This is a genomic window from Photobacterium pectinilyticum, assembly GCF_024357955.1.
Taxonomy (GTDB): domain Bacteria; phylum Pseudomonadota; class Gammaproteobacteria; order Enterobacterales; family Vibrionaceae; genus Photobacterium; species Photobacterium pectinilyticum.
In genome coordinates, this window is sequence record NZ_JANEYT010000031.1 from 1 (window position 1) to 17,095 (window position 17,095).

Genomic DNA, 17,095 nt, shown 5'->3' on the forward strand with positions numbered 1-17,095 from the left:
ATCCAAAGTGGATTCATCATCACGCTCTTTCATGGCCTGCATGAGCTTGTGCTTAAGCCGCCATGCTGCGTTATATGAAACACCCAATTGTCTTGAAAGTTCAAGCGCTGAAATACCATTCTTTTCTTGTGTTATCAGGTAAATGGCCAAGAACTATATTGTTAATGGCAGCTTAGAGTGAGCAAATAGGGTTCCAGAGATTAATGAAGCTTGATGGTGGCATTTGTTGCATTGAAATAGAGCCCTAGAATGCAATTGGCAATACTTATCATAATGACATTTTGGGCAACGGTAGCCAGTCGGCCACCGCATATCAAACAACCGCCGCTGGCACTGTTCTTCTGTCCCATAGAGCTTCATAAAGCCATGTATAGAAATACCTTTTTGAAACTTAACCTGATTCTTAGCCATGATAATTGCCTCATGAACTGACTTATCATCAATATAGTTAACAGGGCTGAGTATTAGTGGTAATCAGGTAACATTATCCAAATAATGTCATTCTGTATGTGAGCATAACCACATGATTATTTAAGTGGATGGTATCCACCCCATGGACCCACCAGCAACCAAACCGTTCGCCCGCATCTTGAACGGAAATATTTATATTTTCTTCATGATTTAAGCAAAAACGGACTCAGATTTTAAGTACGAGCATGAACAGGTTGAATTATAACCAAAGTATGCTCCCGTCCTGATGAGCCCACGAGGCAGGATAGTAATGTGTAAATCAGTTTGAACTCTTTCCGAAAGTGATGATCTGATCGCTCGTGTTATATGAATCAAACCAAAGTTCGTTACAATAGCCAAAGATGCGCGGTTATGTCGCAAACAGGAGTGCTGAGTTAATATCTCCGTCAGCACTCATTACCTTTAGCATTATGACTATCAACTTTTCCGGTCGCCACTTTCCTTCCGACATCATCCTTCAGGTTGTTCGCTATTACGTTTCTTATAAGCTCAGCTACCGTGAAATCGAAGAGATCATGGCTGAGCGGGGTATCCATGTTGATCACTCAACCATCAACCGGTGGGTCATCAAATTTGCACCATTGCTGGAGCATCTAGCCCGCGGAAGAAAGAAGCCTGTCGCCTCTTCGTGGCGGATGGACGAGACTTACATTAACGTCAAAGGTCAGTGGAAATATTACTACCGAGCCGTTGACAAGTACGGCAATGTCATTGATTTTTTATTGTGTGAACACCGTGATGAGAAAGCCGCTCGCGCCTTCCTTATTAAGGCAATAGGTCATAACGGATTACCCGAAAAGGTGGTTATTGATAAGAGTGGTGCCAATGCATTAGCGCTGCATCATATCAACGTCCAACTCTGGCTAACAGGAAGGATACTCAACCTGATTGAAGTGCTTCAAGTTAAGTATTTGAACAACCTGGTCGAGCAAAGCCACCGGAAAGTGAAAGGTAAGATGCATCAGTGCCTGGGATGGAAATCTGATGAAGGCGCTAAAGCCACACTCGCTGGCATAGAGCTGTGGTCGATGATGAAAAATGGACAGCTCAACATAGCTGTCCGTTGGGGGTGGAAATCCCATATTACCACCTTAGGTTCCCCATAAGTTTCCGCAAATAAAAATAGATTACTGTCAATAAGTTACACTTTAAAAACCACAAATGTTCACGGTGAACACTCCCAAATACTCACCGTGTTCACGCAGTTAAATTAAGAAAACAGATCAGACATTGCCTGATCAATCACCTTATCAAGATGCTTCTGCTGCTCTACTGTCAGGCGACTAAACTCATAGCTAAAATCACGACCTTTGACACGTTTTCGAGCATGCTTGTTCTTGTCATCGAACTTCACTAGCTGGGTAACTTCAGCACGAGGCGCTTTAGGTTTTGGGTTCTTAACCAACTCGCGCAGGCTTGAAATAACAACATCTACATCACCACTATCAATACCAGCGATCAAATCATCGCGATCATCACGCAGAGACAATTGCTCATTCAACTTGCTTAGTTCAGCATAGTCTTTGACTGTTAGCTCGTTAATGTCACTAAACAATTGGTAGATATCTTTACCAACTGATGCAGCCTGAAGAGCACGGACAACTTTCGGCCTTGAGATTCCCATAGCTTCAGCAATAGCAGCTTGTGTATTTAGGCCTGACTCTTTATATAGCTCGCAACGCTTACCAATCTCGTAGAGATTATGTTCTCTTGCAGATTGCAGCGACTTGGCCAAAGCTTTCGCATCTGAAGATTCAATCTCTTCTTCAGCAATGAGGACGGTGAAGTTCTCAATGGCACCTTCTTTCGCAAGAAAGTAACCACGGCGGCGAGAGCCATCAAGGAAGTTAACCTTGCCATCCTTACGGCAAGCAATGGCAGGATAGAACTGCTGATAATCCATTGTCGAAAGGTCAGATAGGTTTTCAGAATTTAAGAAATCCTGATCACGACCGTTAATCTCAAATTCGACAACAGTCTCGTTCTTCACCTGCTCATAGCTCAAGTTGGCCTCAATGAACTTAACCTGGCGGCCTGATCCCAACGTCCATTCAACCTCTTTGGATACCGAGTCGAGACCAAACGCTTGATTGAGATAAGTGGTAAGGTCAGTGCCAGTTAGCTCCAAATCATTTTTCAGTTGGTCAGGTAGGGCAGATAGCTTTTCTTCTGCCAAACGGCGGCTCGCTTCTTCCGCACCAGGTTGGTTGTCGGTCATTCCCATGACCTGTTTTTTCTTGGCCATTACTTATCCCACACGTTGTAAACATCACGGTAAACCTGACTAGCAACCTCGTAGGCATTTACCCGAGCATCGCTAAGCGTCTTCTTGGTTTTTGGGTACTCACTTGCAGTCAGGTCGAAGACAGTAGACATCATCGAGGTACAAAGCTGAACAGCTTCAGAGTGCTTGAACTGTGTTGAGTACAACCATTCACTGAAGGTTCTAGTGAGTTGGTTCATTAGGGCTGTGTTTGATGTTGTTTGTCGGTAGTTCGTTACCAACAAACGCATGAAGTCGTAACCTTGGTGGCCAGCCCCCTCAAGCAGAGCCCAAACATCAGGTAGGTTAGCAAAGTAATTACACGTAGCATCAATGTCATTCTCGTTCGCTGCCAGTGGGAACACCACGCTAGTAGCAGCAAAGTAACCGTTATAGGTCATGAATGACAATGATGGCGGGGTGTCGATAATGATAACGTCAAAATCATCCTCAACAGCATCGACAATCTTTTTCACTTGGCCATACGGGTTATCAAGTTTACTCAGGTTCAGATGGAACCAGCTTTCAAGAGAGCGGTCAGACTGAAGGGCAGGAAGTATGCGAAGGTTTGGAATAGTGGTTTGCAAGAAAGCATCTTTAACCAACTGATCGTAAGTTTCACCTTCATCTAGCTCATAGTTACCACGAACGATATCACCAACAGAGAACTCGCCATCTCGATGAGCATTAACTGCATAGTACATACTCAACGTTGACTGACCATCTAAATCAATTAGGCCAACACGAAGTTGCTCAGGGAACTCAGCACTAAGGCATGATGCTACCGTCGCGGAAGTCACTGTTTTACCAACACCTCCCTTCTGATTTTGCATCATGATCACCTGACACTTTTGACCAGGCTGACGCTCGAACTTCTCATGCTTTCGAAGATTAGCCGGCAGCTTACTTTCAAAGTCGTATAACTCCGAAATGCTCATTGACCACTGCATGCCCTCACGAGCCTTAACATCAAAACCTAGAGCCTTAACATGAACGTCTAGTGTCTTGTTGCTTATTTTAAGATAGTCAGCAGCCTCTTGCCTTGTGTAAAGGCGCTCATCTTTTTGGTAAAAGGCGTTCCTGTTACTAATATACTGGTCAGCTCGCTCTTTGAGCTGATTGATTTCTTCTGTTGTTTTCATCGCTTAAGCCAAAGTCCCTTAAAAACAAAACCATGATATTTTACACTAAATTTTGATGTAAGTGAAAAAAATCAGTGGAATTATAATATAAAGACTGCGACTCAGATACAAAAAAGGACGCATATTGGCGTCCTTTTACAAATAGCTAATGTAACCTTCAACGGCTAGCGTACCCAGCTGCCGCCATTAGCATTGAACTCATCAATAAGAACGCTGGTATCGTAATCGGCCTTAAGATCAAGCTTAGAAAGGCTGTCATAGAACGCTCGTATCTGATCATATGTCGCTGTCCTAGCCTCCATCGCGGACAAAATAGCATTAGCGATAACTGCATCAGCATTCGTTGGGTCAGCAGCAATCATATCTTCCAGCACTCTTCTTAGTGTATGTTCACTAGGCTTCTTCTTCACAACATCAAGCTTACTCTTGGCACCATGGAACTTCAGGCAGACCTTAATGTGAGTTGCGGGACGGCCCCTACCTGCCGGCTTATCGCCAGATAGAAGCTCATACCCCTTGCCTGCGCTGTCTGTAGGAACCCAGACGCCATCAGAGCATTTAATGATTTGAGAGAATGCAGGATCAATCACTCTAACTTTTAGATCTTTGTTGTCGGGATAAACAGGGATTCTATCTCTCAACCCTGTATCAAAATTTTTAACCTCAACATAATCCCCCAGAGCCTTGCCTGCTTTCGCCGCCTCGGTGGCGTCCTCATAAACCTTGAAGTCCACACCAAATAATCGACGAAACTCACTTAGCTCATACTTCTTCTCAACAAACCTCTTGTCTCTGCTAACTAGTTCCAGCAGTCGAAGTGAGTGCTGGGAGGATAGCTTTGACCATATAACCAAGTCTACCTGAGAGAACCCTCTTGCATGATTCATGATGTGAGGAACAGCGTGGTCCCAGACACCAAGTGTCAATTCGCCTCGCTTATATTCCGCGTGGGGAATTGGGACAAAAGAAAGGAAACTACCTTTCCCGTCATGACCTTCAATCATTATTGATTTACTTTGAATGGCAAGGCACGCCCTTTTTACTGTCCTCAAGAAACTAGAGTCAGCCACGTTAAGAAACTCAGCCACGGTGTCTTTATCGAAAGAGTGAAATCTATTGACCTCTGAGAGGTTAGACGGGAGGTACTGGTTATAGTGCTCAGCAGCCTCTTTCTTCCCCATGCCTTTTGTTGCTAGCTTTCCTTCTGGATCAACTTCATACAGCCGGTTTCGCTCTTGCTGCATAGCGAGCAAGGACAGGGCCATCATGCCTCGTTGATGGCGAGTCAAATCTTGCCTTCCATCAAGAATCTTAATCGGAACAACGTAATGATCAGGCTTCTTAACGAATTTCTTTGGGGTACTGGACATGCTAAACCCATAATTTGTTTGGATTCCATCAAACTAACATTGAACGGGACAGGCATCAATACCATGTCCGAATAAGCCGGACATCGTGCCCCGTTCACCAGAGCCGCAAACGGTAAACCGATTGTTTACTATGCTATACACATACAACAATCATATGTTTACTCTCTTATCCAAGGGGTATTATCAATCCGGACACTTTGTCCCGTTCAAAAGGACATTTTGTCCTGTTCATTCCGGACATTTTGTCCTGTTCATTCCGGACACTGTGCCCTGTTCATTCCGGACACTTTGTCCCGTTCAAAAGGACATTTTGTCCTGTTCATTCCGGACACTTTGTCCCGTTCAAAAGGACACTTTGTCCCGTTTAAAAGGACACTTTGTCCCGTTCAAAAGGACACTTTGTCCCGTTCAAAACTCACAAACCAATGATTTATATACACAAAACAAACACTCTAAGTTCTTAAAGATCTAAAAAGTTATTAATAAAAGAATAAGTATTAATATAAGCGTGTGGATTTGTGGATAACTCGCTTCGCTAGAGTTACCCAACGAACTCCTCACAAGATCGGCCTCCGGCCACAATAATTTTTCTTCTCTTTTTTTTATTTATTAAGTGCATGGTTGACGCTAGTTTTGATCAAAAGGATCTTGGCTCTATAGCGCGCCGTAACAGCTTGTGTGGGCACCATGACCACAACACCGCGATTTTCACCCTAAAAGGCCACCAGAATGGCGCTCAGGAGCCAGAAAGGGCATTGATAGTATTTATTTGTGGTGGTAACAAGTAAGTGCAACGGAAAATTGTTAGTCACATGCCGAGTGATCAGATGGGTGTAACCATTCAGTAATACTTCCACTGACCTTTGACATTGATGTAAGTCTCGTCCATCCGCCACGAAGAGGCGACAGGCTTCTTTCTTCCGCGAGCTCGATGCTCCAGCAATGGCGCATATTTGATGACCCACCGGTTGATAATTGAGTGATCAGCATGGATACCCCGCTCAGCCATGATCTCTTCGATTTCACGGTAACTGAGTTTATAAGAAACGTAATAGCGAACAACCTGGAGCCCCTTACTGTCAACTATGCTTGGCCTATCATCGATAGAAACTGCATTTTTGATCGCTGGCGCTTTCTCTTTTTTACCGCGACGATACCGCTTGTGACCTTGCCTTAAGTGACGATATAGTTTGCCACCCAAGCGTTTATCCTTCGCAACAAATCGGTAGATCCACTCATGGCTAACCGCCGCACCGACTTTAGTTAATACACTGGAAATCTGCTCTGGACTCCAATCTGCTTCTAAAAGGAGGCGGATAAAATCAACACGCTCCTGAGGTATTCTGTATTTACGCGCAGATGTGCGTTTTTTGATTGATAACACTTGAGCTTCGTTTGGGCAATAATGGCTGTCTTTGTGGCCGCGTTTAAGCTCCCGATAAACCGTAGAGCGATGGCACTTAACGGTTTTAGCAATTTCAGAAACTGAAATCCCCCGTTCCAAAAGAGCAGAAATCTGGTATCTTCTGCCTTCGGTCAACTGCTGATAATTCATGGTAGTACTGCTTGTTTCTTTGGCGAGAAGAGCGTACCACTTTCAGCAGTTGGCTTCCTCTTCTACACCTTTCCATGAATGTCGCACTTATTATCTGAAATCGGGAGTAACATATCACTTAAGCCATGGCTTGAAAATTTCAGTTAATTTACATTTTGAAATTTAAAAAACACCGTTCAATTCATACAGGAATGATTCAGTTTGATGTTGCTAAATTAGCGCCATAACAAAACGCCATCACAGAAGTGATGCAGCCTTTAAGCATCTTAATCAGCAGGAATCATCATGAATACATTCGCCAAATCTTCTATTGTTTCAATCATCGGCCTGACTCTTCTTACAGGTTGCGTAAACCCAGACAATCAAGATGATCCAAATGCATTGACTAAACAAGGTGCTGCCGGTGGTGCCCTGCTAGGCTTAACGCTCGGTGCATTAACAGGCGAAGCGGATCTTGCTGTTAAAGGCGCGATCGCGGGTGGCGTTACTGGCGGTGTAGCAGGTGCTTCTGCTGATATCCAAAACAACCGCGATAATCAGCGCCATGACAGCCGCAACGACGCCCTAGCGCAAATGGGTAATGGCGGACAAGCGACCACAACCAATACCCAACCACAAAACTGGGACAAGCTTGATAACTTCACCGGAGACTGGAATGTCAACATTTGGAGTGGAGCAACCGAGCAACCAGTAAATGCAACTGCAAATGCCTCTGGCTCCTTGGTGAAGACAACCGAAGCAAGCATCAACATCAATAATGTAACCGTTGGCGATCAAGCACAGGCACTCTCTTTTAATGCAAACTTTGCCTATACCCCCGAAGCTGGCTATAGCCTTACAGTGACAGACAACGCAAACAACGTACCGGTTACTTTTGCTGGTGAATTCCAACAGAATATGAACCGCTACAACTTCTACCCAACTAACGCACAAGCCAGCATTTACGAAAACTTCGACTCATCAACGGTTCGCTTAGAGCTCGGGTTTGCGGGTCAGAATGTTTGGATGGTAGACACCTATGCGCTCGTTGATGGTGAAGAGCAAAAAATTCAGACTTACCGTTTCACCAAAAGCTAATTATCACTTCATGAGCTGATAAATTTCCTGTAGCGCTGTGCCCTCCCAGATACCCAAAACATGGGTATCGAAGTAGACACAGCGTTTTTTTAAAGAGTACAGCTCAAATATCCATCCTCATAACTCCCTATAGTCACGTGAGTACCGTAACCAACTGACGGGAAGTTTTTAGGGAAAGGAACACTGTCGTCATATTGGCTGTCAACATGAGAGTCAAACTCCAGATCACCTTCCAAGTCATAACCTTCATAACGAAGCGTCATAGAGCCAACCCTCTCATAATCAACATATACATTGAGCACTTGACCGTAATAAAATTTACCGCCTGGCGCGGCCTCAAAAGAAACATCAAATTTTTTCCGATCATCCCGTGCCTCAAACCTTGCATCCATACTGGTATCGTAAGCACCGCGTTTTTCGCATTCAATTCTCTTTCTGTCTTCATCTTTCGCAATACTACTGCCAGAGAATGCAATCAAACTTACTATGCCCACTACTGTTAATGCATCTTGAATACCATTTTTCATGTTTTCACCTAATCAAGTTGATTCAATCAGACATGCCACTGCCTTTCCAAGCGGTACTTCAACATCCTTATTTCACGGGTAAGAGACAGATGTCTAATTATTGTTCCATGTCGATAGTGAGAAAATTTGAATACCAAATCCGCTCTATGCTTACAGCAAACCTATGGAACAATAATCACGCTTAGAGCCTCTTATAAACATGAGTAGACACTCTCAATCACAGCATGACTATAACCAGCTTGTGGATCTGTATTATGCAAAGCTATACCGCTTTGCTTTCAGCCTGACGAATTCACAAGCCGATGCCAGTGATCTTACCCAGCAGACATTTTGTATTTGGTTAGAGAAAGGACACCAGTTACGCGATCCTGAGAAGGTAAAAACGTGGCTGTTTACAACACTGTACAGGGAGTTCCTGCATGTAAAGCGGAAGTTAAGTGTGATGACAAGTGATGAAGGTATTGCCGAAGACGTAGCAGAAGAGCTGGAATGCCATGATAATCAGTGCATTGACCCAAATAAGGCTCTCGCTGCTATTGCGAGTTTGACTGAGTTTTACCGCACTCCTTTAATCTTGTTGTATATGCGGGAGCACTCATACCAAGAGATTGCAGATATTATTGGCGTTCCAATAGGCACAGTTAAATCTAGAGTATCAAGAGGTAAAGCAATGTTATACAAGATCATTGAATCAGATTTAACCGACTTCGACGATAGCTTGGAGCAAGTAGGAGCAGAGTAATGGACAGCAATACAATCAAGTCGATATTACGACTTTATCGTCCTGATATTGATGAAGAAACCAAGCCTATCACGGAAGCTCTAATCCAAGTAGAGAGCAACCCTGAACTTAAAGTATGGTACAGAAAACACTTAGAAAACGAAGATGCTATCAGTGCTCAGTTTGATGACATTGCTATTCCCATTCATCTAAAAGAGCAACTTAAGAAGCAATACGAACCCAAAAGCACGACGTCAAAACACAGCTCTTGGTTGGCACCGCTGGCGCTAGCAGCTTCAATGTTGCTGGTAGTGTTATCATGGTTTAACTTCTCGACAATAGACAAACCCAGCTTTGCACACTTCCAGCAAGACATGATCACCTTTGCTACCCAACCTTATGAAATGGATATAGTGGTGGAAGACCTTGATTTAATTAACAAGGGGTTTGCTAAAGCAGGATGGCCAACTCACTATATCACTCCCGAACCACTTAATAATTTGCATGCCTTGGGCGGGGTCACACAGCAATGGGAAAATGAAAAAGTGTCTATTGTTTGCTTAGAGGACGAGGCCGGTAAATATATTTGGTTATTTATCACTAAATTCAGTGCTTTTGGTGAAAATCAAGCAGTGGTTTTGAACGCAATGCTGGTTAGTGAAAAACCACTCCTCACCCATGCAGCATGGCAAGATCAGAATTTTATCTATTATATGTTAGCTGAAGGTGATATTGAGTTTATCAAAAGCTATTTATAATGGGCGTATACTCAAATCTATCACTTTAGTAGGCCCACCAATTCTCTTATTCGCAGCCGTGCCATCGCCAGATAACATTCTGTCATGGTACTTTGATCTCAATAAGTCTACATACACACAACAAAAACAATTACATGCTTGATATTGCCTGCTAGTATTCATGCATCAAAACAATAACAAATACCGTTTCATGCCGACCAATATTCCATTGTCCGATTACTCTTTGACCAGCCCAAACAACACAAGTCGAAAATGGACCAGTTTATTGGTGGTTGCTGCCCTTATCGCATCATCTCTACTCTCTTCCGTTGTTGTTCTCAATCCACATTACTTTGAGAAGCAAAGCGGTTGGCTTACCGGTGAAAAAATCCTGATTTGTACATCAGCGGGATTACGCTGGGTCTCGGTCTCTGCCCTTGAACGAAAAAACAAACACCAGCACAGCGATGATCACCAAAACTACAATTCACACTGCCCTACCTTCAAACTTCACGATAGTAGGAGCTTATCTTTCAATGGTAGCTACACGCTTGTTCACGACATTCAATTTGTAGTGCACCTTGCTGATTATCAATCACAACAAAAACAGATTACTGACCGGCTATACCTGATCGCGCCCAAACATTCTCCACCATTATCTTGAGTCAGCACTTAAGACAAAATAAATTAAAAAATTTAACTGGCATGACACCAATTGGAGAACATAATGAAAACTATAAAAAGCATTCTACTAGGAAGCCTATTCGCACTTACCAGCTCAGCCTATGCCCATGAATACAAAGCAGGCGATTTATATATTGACCACCCTTGGTCAAAACAAGTACCGCCAACTTCACAGGTTGCCGCGGCTTTTTTCAATATTATGAACCACAGCAACAACGGCGACGAACTGATCAGTGCTTCGTCCCCTATCGCAGGGAAAACCGAACTGCATGCACATATGCATGAAGACGGCATGATGAAAATGCGTGAAGTAGAAAAAATAGATATCCCTGCCAATGATTCACAAGCTCTTAAACCGGGCGGCTATCACATTATGTTTTTTAACCTAAAAGAAGTACCACAATTGGGTGAAAGCTTCCCATTAACCCTGAACTTCAAACATGCTGGAACCGTTAAGGTTGAAGTCAAAGTAGAAGAAGCAACCTATATGCCAGAGGACATGAAAGAAGAAATGATGGATCACAGCAAACACTAAATGAGCATCAATTGGTGCAAGCTAACCCATGGCTTGCACCCTTCCCTATCAGTTACTAACACTTACATTTCTTTTAACGACAACCTATAGTCAGACTGAAATCGTTACGTATAATACGCCTCAGTTTGAGGGAGTAGCTATTTTGCACTTTATGCAAAAGGTTACGTCAACATATTTGGCAACATGCCATGGCGTAACCAGTTACCAATATTTCAGGTAGCCCAGCGAGACTCGGACAATCACACACCAAATGCGAGGGCTAGGTGTGGGGTTGTTCGTGTTTTTTATAGCCCTCGCCTCTAGTAAGACTAATGAACGCTTTTCTTCTAGCACTTTCTGCATTAACTCTTGGCTTTGTGTTCCTATCCTTTAGTGCAGATAGGCTTATCGCATCATCCGCCACCTTTGCCAAGCACTGTAATATATCCATTGCCTTTATCGGTATGACTGTAGTTGCCTTTGGTACTTCCGCACCAGAACTATTAGTCTCAGCGACTGCAGCTATCAATGGTGCAGGCGAGCTATCAGTAGGGAATGGACTAGGTTCGAACATCATCAATATTGGCCTAGTAATATCGGTTTGTATTCTGTTTAAACCCTTATTTGTCCATTCTCGTTTCATCCGGCGTGAGTACCCTATACTGGCCATTACAATGATGCTGTCGTGCTTATTAATGTTGAATGGAAAACTCGCCATAGTTGAAGGTGCGATCCTCCTTTCTGGCCTTCTGGTGTATTGCCTGTATCTCGCCTATTCAGTAAAGCATGAGCATTCAGAACCTGAAGAGTTAGATTTCCTCAACATTTCAAAAGCCCGAGCGGCTCTTGAATCTATCATCATGCTTGTTATTTTACTTACATCATCAAAGCTGATGGTGTGGGGAGCCGTTGAATTGGCTGTCATTGCCGGAATTAGCGAACTGACAATTGGCTTAACTGTCATTGCATTTGGCACTAGCTTACCTGAACTCGCCGCCGCTCTTGCAGCTGTGAAGCGGGGAATGCATGACATCGCTTTTGCAACCGTCATCGGCTCAAATATTTTTAATCTCTTAGGTGTCATTGCTTTCCCTGCCCTTATTGATGATGGTTTGACACTGCCTCCGCAAATTTTAAGCCGAGACTTACCGGTGATGGCACTGCTTACAGCCGTGCTGGGTGGGATGTTAATGTTTGCAGTAGCAAAACAACGCTTCACTAGTAATACGACGGCTAGTTATCAAGTCAGCCGAGTGGGTGGTGGATTACTATTGATCATCTTCATTACTTATATGTGGTATATCGCCAGTTCAATCGTGTAACTATTTACCGGCATAACCGCGCTAGTGGCAAGGCATTGATATATAAAATGAACATCCGGTTATGCCACTACTTTCTACTTGGCTCTTTTGCTATGACATAAATTATTTATTCATATTCGCTCACCATTTACACTGTAAAGGTGGCCAATGCGCTTGATCTACCTCGTGCTAATGTAAGCCATTTCCTGCTTGATTGGTCTGATGAGTTATTAAATAATGATTTAACAACACAAAGATAATATCGCTTTTCATCCATATAGGGATATCAAGATGAAACTGCACCAAGTTGATGGCTACATCCAGTCGATATATCTGGTCGAATACCGCTATGGCCTACTCTTGCTCGATGGTTGCTGCCGCGCTGACATCCCTATCCTGCTCAAATTCATTTCCGACAACTTGAACCGCCCAATTAAAGACCTCAAATTGGTCGTTGTCACCCACATGCACCCCGATCATGCAGGCGCAGCCCATCGGCTGCGCAAAATGACAGGATGCAAAATCGCTGCGGCTAATGTGCAAGGACAATGGTATCAAGGGATTGATGGTGTACTGATGCACTGGACTGATTTATTACTAGCCAATTGGGTGGCTAGAAGAATGAAAAAGCCACGCCAGAATTTATGGTATAACGCAAAATTGAAACCCGATTTCCTGTTGGATGATCAAGAACCTTTGCCCGGTTTCCCCGAGTGGCAGGCCTTATTGACACAGGGCCATACCGACCGTGACTTATCGCTCTATCATCCGAACTCCGGCCAAGTTTATATTGCAGATTTAATGGTAAAAGTAAAAGGGCGCTACATCCCCCCCTTTCCTATTTTCTATCCAAAACGCTATCGGCAATCAATTAATAAGATCATCGCTTTATCACCCAACCGACTATTGCTCGCCCATGGTGGTGAAATAACCCCAACAACAGAAGACTTCCAGCACCTGCTTGAGAAAGCACCCACTACACCAATCACACATTGGCGATCAGTAAAAACCAAGTTCAAACGTGCATTTTTTGCAACATGAGTTACCAGCCACATTAAAGTGCTCCCGAAACAATCACCAGATCGCTCGGGATAAGTTAAGGCAGAAATTGAGGTCCTCTTGCCAAGCAATAACCAACGTTAATCAGTTTGTTTTTATAAAACAAAGCCGAGTCATTGCAATGACTCGGCTTAATATTGGCACCTCTATACAGATCAACGACTACTGGTCGGTCAGGGTCGTCATCGTCACATTTTTATCAAACGCTATTTCGTCGATAGAGGCGGCTGCGTTAGGAATGGCGATACTGGTGAACGTATTTTTATAAAATGCCCGCTTGTCGATAAGAGTCACTGAGTCGGGAATCGTCACACTCCTTAATCCATTACTTGCAAACGCTTCGGGACCGATAGAAGTGACAGAGTCAGGGAACGTCACACTGGTTAATGCATTTCTAGCAAACGCCGCCTCATCAATAGAAATGACGGAGTTGGGAAACGTCACATTAGTTAACGAATTTTTGTAAAATGCACTCTTACCAATGCGGGTGACTGAATCAGGAATCGTCACACTTGATAATGCGTTTCTTGCAAATGTCCAATTGCCAAGCGAAGTAACTGAATCTGAGATTGTCACACTGGTTAGTGCGTTATCATAAAAAGCACTGCTTCCTATTGAGGTAACAGAATTGGGGATGGTTACATTGGTTAATGCATTTCTAGCAAACGCGTCGTCGCCGATCAGCGTTATCGAGTCAAGAAGGGTTACCTTTGTTAGGATATTGCTAGCAAATGCCCCGTTGCCAATCGTGGTCACTGACTGAGGAATGGCTATACTGGTTAACGTATTGTCAAAAAAAGCCTTTTCACCAATAGAACTGACAGATTCAGACAGTATTAGATTCGTTAGCGCGTTTTTAGCAAACGCCTCATCGCCGATAGAGATGATCGAGTTAGGTAGTGTCACACTTGTTAGTGCGTTGTCGTAGAATGCCTGGTCGCCTATATGGGCCACTGAGTCAGGGATGGTCACATGCGTTAGTGTATTTCCATAAAACGCCTTATCGCTAATGGAGGTAACAGATTTAGGGATGACTACACTGGTTAAAGCATTACCATAAAACGATTGCTGTCCTATAGCGGTGACTGAATCAGGGATATCCACACTGGTTAATGCGTTATCAGCAAACGCCTTGTCACCAATCGTAGTGATAGCATCAAGGATTGTGACACTCGTTAAAGCATTCTCATAAAATGCTCCTTTACCAATAGATGTCACTGATTGTGGGATTATCAACGACGTTAATTCGTTACCATAAAACGCGAAGTCACCAATAGTGGAGAGAGAGTCCGAGAGTGTCAGGTTCGTTATTCCATTACTAGAAAATGCAGATTTTCCAATAGTGGTCACAGAATTTGGAATGATTAGCTCTGTAATTGTATTTCTATTAAATGCACTCATCCCGATAGAAATAACAGAATCGGGGATTGTCACACTCGTCAATGCGTTACTAGCAAACGCTTCCATGTCGATATACTTAACAGAATTAGGGATAGTTACACTGGTTAATGCGTTACTAACAAAAAGACCACTACTAATGGTGGTTAATTTATTTGAGATCTTCACCTCTGTTAAGGCGTTTCTTAAAAATGCGCCTGAACCTATAGAGGTGATGGAATCCGGAAGAATGAGGTTAGTTAGTTCATTTCCTGCAAAAGCCCACTGATCGATGTAAGTGACGGAGTCAGGAATCGTCACACTTCTTAAGGCTTTATCAGCGAATCCACTTGCACCAATAGACACGACAGGAACGCCGTCAAAGTTGTCTGGAATAATGATATGTTTATAACGAGAATTATATGCCTGAATTGTTCCTGTTTCTTCATCGAAATCAACATCATTTAACGTGAGTACTGTTTCTTGTATTTTTTGTTCGCTTAATTCCAATGTGTTATTTTGTTCTTGCTTGCAGCCTGTGCTTATTAAAAGCAACATTGCACACACAATAAATCCGGTAATATTTTTTTTCATTATTCTCTTACTCGCAGAAATAGACTTTCATACTTTTTTTAAAATTTATCTCAGTTTTTAATTTAGGTGTCTTATTTTTCTGTAGAGTAAACCCTTCGAAAGCAGTTCCAACCAGGTTGCATGCGACATTACGCCACTCCACATTTATTAACTTACCACTAACTTAATTAACCAAAGTTTCGCATGATAACCTGAGAGCAAATAACTTAGATGCTGTTTTTGTGGATGTCGATGCTTTTTATCAGGAACTTTGACTTCCTTGCCAATATATTACTCCGTTATCCACCAATACGCAGCAGTTATCAGCATGTCGAAATGAGTTAGTAAGCTTCGCTTATTTGGAAACTCTGAATTAGCACTAACATAATCACCATTAGGTCATGGCTCAGTACTATATACATCGATTTAAATACCTCACTCTACTCATACAAGAAGCCGTCATATATGACAAGATGAAAACTAAAGATGACGCTAGTGGTATATATAGATATACATCTACTTTCGTTAGCAACCACTCTTCACCAAACGTAGATATCGCCTTGATAAAAAGCGGATGAATAAGATAAATGCCTAAGCTAAGTTCGGCGAAACGATTTAGCTTCAAGTCATTGTTTGAATACTCTTTAATTATGAAAAACAATGCCACCGATGCCACAACAACATTAACACTTAAATATGAATAAAAGTAAATATACGTTATATAATAACTACCAACAACGGTAGTAAATAGAGCAACTGCAAACATGATGATGCATCGTATTATTTTTGGTTTAATGGCATATTTAGCAATGTATCCACCTAGGCAATAATAACCTAAATAACTTAAGAAATCATTTGTAAACAGGCTAACTTTAGCGCTCAAATCAAAATATAAAAGAACAACATTTGAAAGAGCCGATAGCATAGCTAATGCAAAGCTGATACTAATGAAAACGAGCAGTTCATTTTTTTCGACCGCGCTTATTATTACCCTTAAGATAGGCGTCACTAAGTACAAGAAAGGCACCATAAAAAGATACCAAAGGTGATAATAAGGCTCACCAAGAGCCCACCCTTTAGCAACCGTAAAATAAGCTGTAGAGATATCACCTTTAAAGAAGTACTTTAAAATAACCCACAAAGAATAAAACAAGGACCAGAATACGAAGGGGATAAAAATCTTTCTTACTCTTTTTCTAAAAAAGACAGCATTTGATTCTGTTTTGTTAAGTAAGAAATAACCGCTAATCATGATAAATAGCGGTATACACCACATAGTTAACGATGCATATATGTTACCCGCCCACCAGCTACGATTACCATATATAGGGTTAATTATGTCAATATCACTAACAAAATCAGAAGCTACATGCAATAAAACCACAGCAAAAACTGAAAACACTCGTAAGTTATTAGCCCACAAAAAGAGACCCCCTCCAATTTTTTAAAGTCTAACTTAAAGAGTGTATTAATTCGCTTCGACAGCTCATAGACACCACTTGAAAAGTCATCGCTACCTTAGTAACTAGCAGATCACTTTCACACGGCCTACATCACCACTTTCTAATCGCACTTTAATACCGTGAGGATGATTTGGCGACTTAGTCAATAGGTCTTTTACAATACCGGAAGTTAATGTTCCGCTGCGCTGATCTTTTTTGAGGACAATTTTCACGGCTAATCCAGGGCGAATATTGGCACGAAGAGTTCCACTCATTTTCTCT

15 protein-coding genes, 3 pseudogenes and 1 riboswitch are annotated in these 17,095 nt (G+C 42.5%); of the genes and pseudogenes, 8 read left to right on the plus strand and 10 right to left on the minus strand.

Going from position 1 to position 17,095, the window contains the following annotated elements; all coding sequences use genetic code 11:
• Positions 1-411, minus strand: a pseudogene (locus tag NHN17_RS14025) (transposase family protein); the annotation flags it as partial.
• 470 nt (positions 412-881) lie between these two features.
• Here NHN17_RS14025 and NHN17_RS14030 point away from each other — a divergent pair.
• A complete protein-coding gene (locus NHN17_RS14030) occupies positions 882-1,577 on the plus strand; it encodes an IS6 family transposase (protein WP_255043194.1) in 696 nt (231 codons plus the stop codon).
• A gap of 104 nt (positions 1,578-1,681) precedes the next feature.
• On the opposite strand, the gene NHN17_RS14035 is transcribed toward NHN17_RS14030, so the two are convergent.
• From NHN17_RS14035 to NHN17_RS14055, 5 genes and pseudogenes are all read right to left on the minus strand, one after another.
• Positions 1,682-2,716, minus strand: a complete 1,035-nt coding sequence (locus tag NHN17_RS14035; protein WP_255043195.1) for a ParB family protein — start codon at positions 2,714-2,716, stop codon at positions 1,682-1,684.
• On the minus strand, positions 2,716-3,876 hold the full coding sequence (locus NHN17_RS14040; protein WP_255043196.1) for a ParA family protein: 1,161 nt from the start codon (positions 3,874-3,876) through the stop codon (positions 2,716-2,718). The genes NHN17_RS14035 and NHN17_RS14040 overlap by 1 nt, the downstream gene beginning before the upstream one ends.
• Positions 3,877-4,040: 164 nt before the next feature.
• Entirely contained in the window at positions 4,041-5,246 is a 1,206-nt protein-coding gene (locus NHN17_RS14045) for a replication initiation protein (RefSeq protein ID WP_255043197.1), read from the minus strand.
• Between the two features lie 844 nt (positions 5,247-6,090).
• A pseudogene (locus NHN17_RS14050) lies at positions 6,091-6,333 on the minus strand (IS6 family transposase); the annotation flags it as partial.
• Positions 6,319-6,801, minus strand: a pseudogene (locus NHN17_RS14055) (IS30 family transposase); the annotation flags it as partial. The pseudogenes NHN17_RS14055 and NHN17_RS14050, both read right to left, overlap by 15 nt.
• Before the next feature lie 285 nt (positions 6,802-7,086).
• Here NHN17_RS14055 and NHN17_RS14060 point away from each other — a divergent pair.
• The gene (locus tag NHN17_RS14060; protein WP_255043198.1) at positions 7,087-7,878 is read left to right on the plus strand and encodes a YMGG-like glycine zipper-containing protein; all 792 of its coding nucleotides are present in this window, start codon (positions 7,087-7,089) and stop codon (positions 7,876-7,878) included.
• A gap of 89 nt (positions 7,879-7,967) precedes the next feature.
• Here NHN17_RS14060 and NHN17_RS14065 read toward each other — a convergent pair whose 3' ends face one another.
• A complete protein-coding gene (locus NHN17_RS14065; RefSeq protein WP_255043199.1) occupies positions 7,968-8,405 on the minus strand; it encodes a hypothetical protein in 438 nt (145 codons plus the stop codon).
• A gap of 199 nt (positions 8,406-8,604) precedes the next feature.
• Here NHN17_RS14065 and NHN17_RS14070 point away from each other — a divergent pair, with 199 nt between their 5' ends.
• The 6 genes from NHN17_RS14070 (at position 8,605) to NHN17_RS14095 (ending at position 13,403) form a co-directional block, all read left to right on the plus strand.
• Positions 8,605-9,147: an RNA polymerase sigma factor gene (locus tag NHN17_RS14070; RefSeq protein ID WP_255043200.1), complete on the plus strand. Its 543-nt coding sequence runs from the start codon at positions 8,605-8,607 to the stop codon at positions 9,145-9,147.
• Positions 9,147-9,884 carry a hypothetical protein gene (locus NHN17_RS14075; RefSeq protein WP_255043201.1) on the plus strand — a complete coding sequence of 246 codons (738 nt, stop codon included), beginning with the start codon at positions 9,147-9,149 and terminating at the stop codon, positions 9,882-9,884. The genes NHN17_RS14070 and NHN17_RS14075 overlap by 1 nt, the downstream gene beginning before the upstream one ends.
• A gap of 160 nt (positions 9,885-10,044) precedes the next feature.
• A complete protein-coding gene (locus NHN17_RS14080; RefSeq protein WP_255043202.1) occupies positions 10,045-10,527 on the plus strand; it encodes a hypothetical protein in 483 nt (160 codons plus the stop codon).
• 63 nt (positions 10,528-10,590) lie between these two features.
• Positions 10,591-11,082 carry a copper chaperone PCu(A)C gene (locus NHN17_RS14085; protein ID WP_255043203.1) on the plus strand — a complete coding sequence of 164 codons (492 nt, stop codon included), beginning with the start codon at positions 10,591-10,593 and terminating at the stop codon, positions 11,080-11,082.
• A 129-nt stretch (positions 11,083-11,211) separates the two neighbouring features.
• Positions 11,212-11,388: riboswitch (yybP-ykoY riboswitch) on the plus strand.
• Between the two features lie 5 nt (positions 11,389-11,393).
• Positions 11,394-12,383: a calcium/sodium antiporter gene (locus NHN17_RS14090; RefSeq protein WP_255043204.1), complete on the plus strand. Its 990-nt coding sequence runs from the start codon at positions 11,394-11,396 to the stop codon at positions 12,381-12,383.
• Between the two features lie 270 nt (positions 12,384-12,653).
• Positions 12,654-13,403 carry an MBL fold metallo-hydrolase gene (locus tag NHN17_RS14095; protein ID WP_255043206.1) on the plus strand — a complete coding sequence of 250 codons (750 nt, stop codon included), beginning with the start codon at positions 12,654-12,656 and terminating at the stop codon, positions 13,401-13,403.
• 180 nt (positions 13,404-13,583) lie between these two features.
• Here NHN17_RS14095 and NHN17_RS14100 read toward each other — a convergent pair whose 3' ends face one another.
• From NHN17_RS14100 to NHN17_RS14110, 3 genes are all read right to left on the minus strand, one after another.
• Positions 13,584-15,392, minus strand: coding sequence for a leucine-rich repeat domain-containing protein (locus tag NHN17_RS14100; protein WP_255043207.1), 1,809 nt, complete (start codon positions 15,390-15,392; stop codon positions 13,584-13,586).
• Between the two features lie 391 nt (positions 15,393-15,783).
• Positions 15,784-16,794 (minus strand): acyltransferase, encoded by a 1,011-nt coding sequence (locus tag NHN17_RS14105; RefSeq protein WP_255043208.1) that lies wholly within the window; start codon positions 16,792-16,794, stop codon positions 15,784-15,786.
• A 102-nt stretch (positions 16,795-16,896) separates the two neighbouring features.
• Positions 16,897-17,088, minus strand: a complete 192-nt coding sequence (locus NHN17_RS14110) for a YwbE family protein (protein ID WP_255043209.1) — start codon at positions 17,086-17,088, stop codon at positions 16,897-16,899.
• Positions 17,089-17,095: the final 7 nt, after the last annotated feature.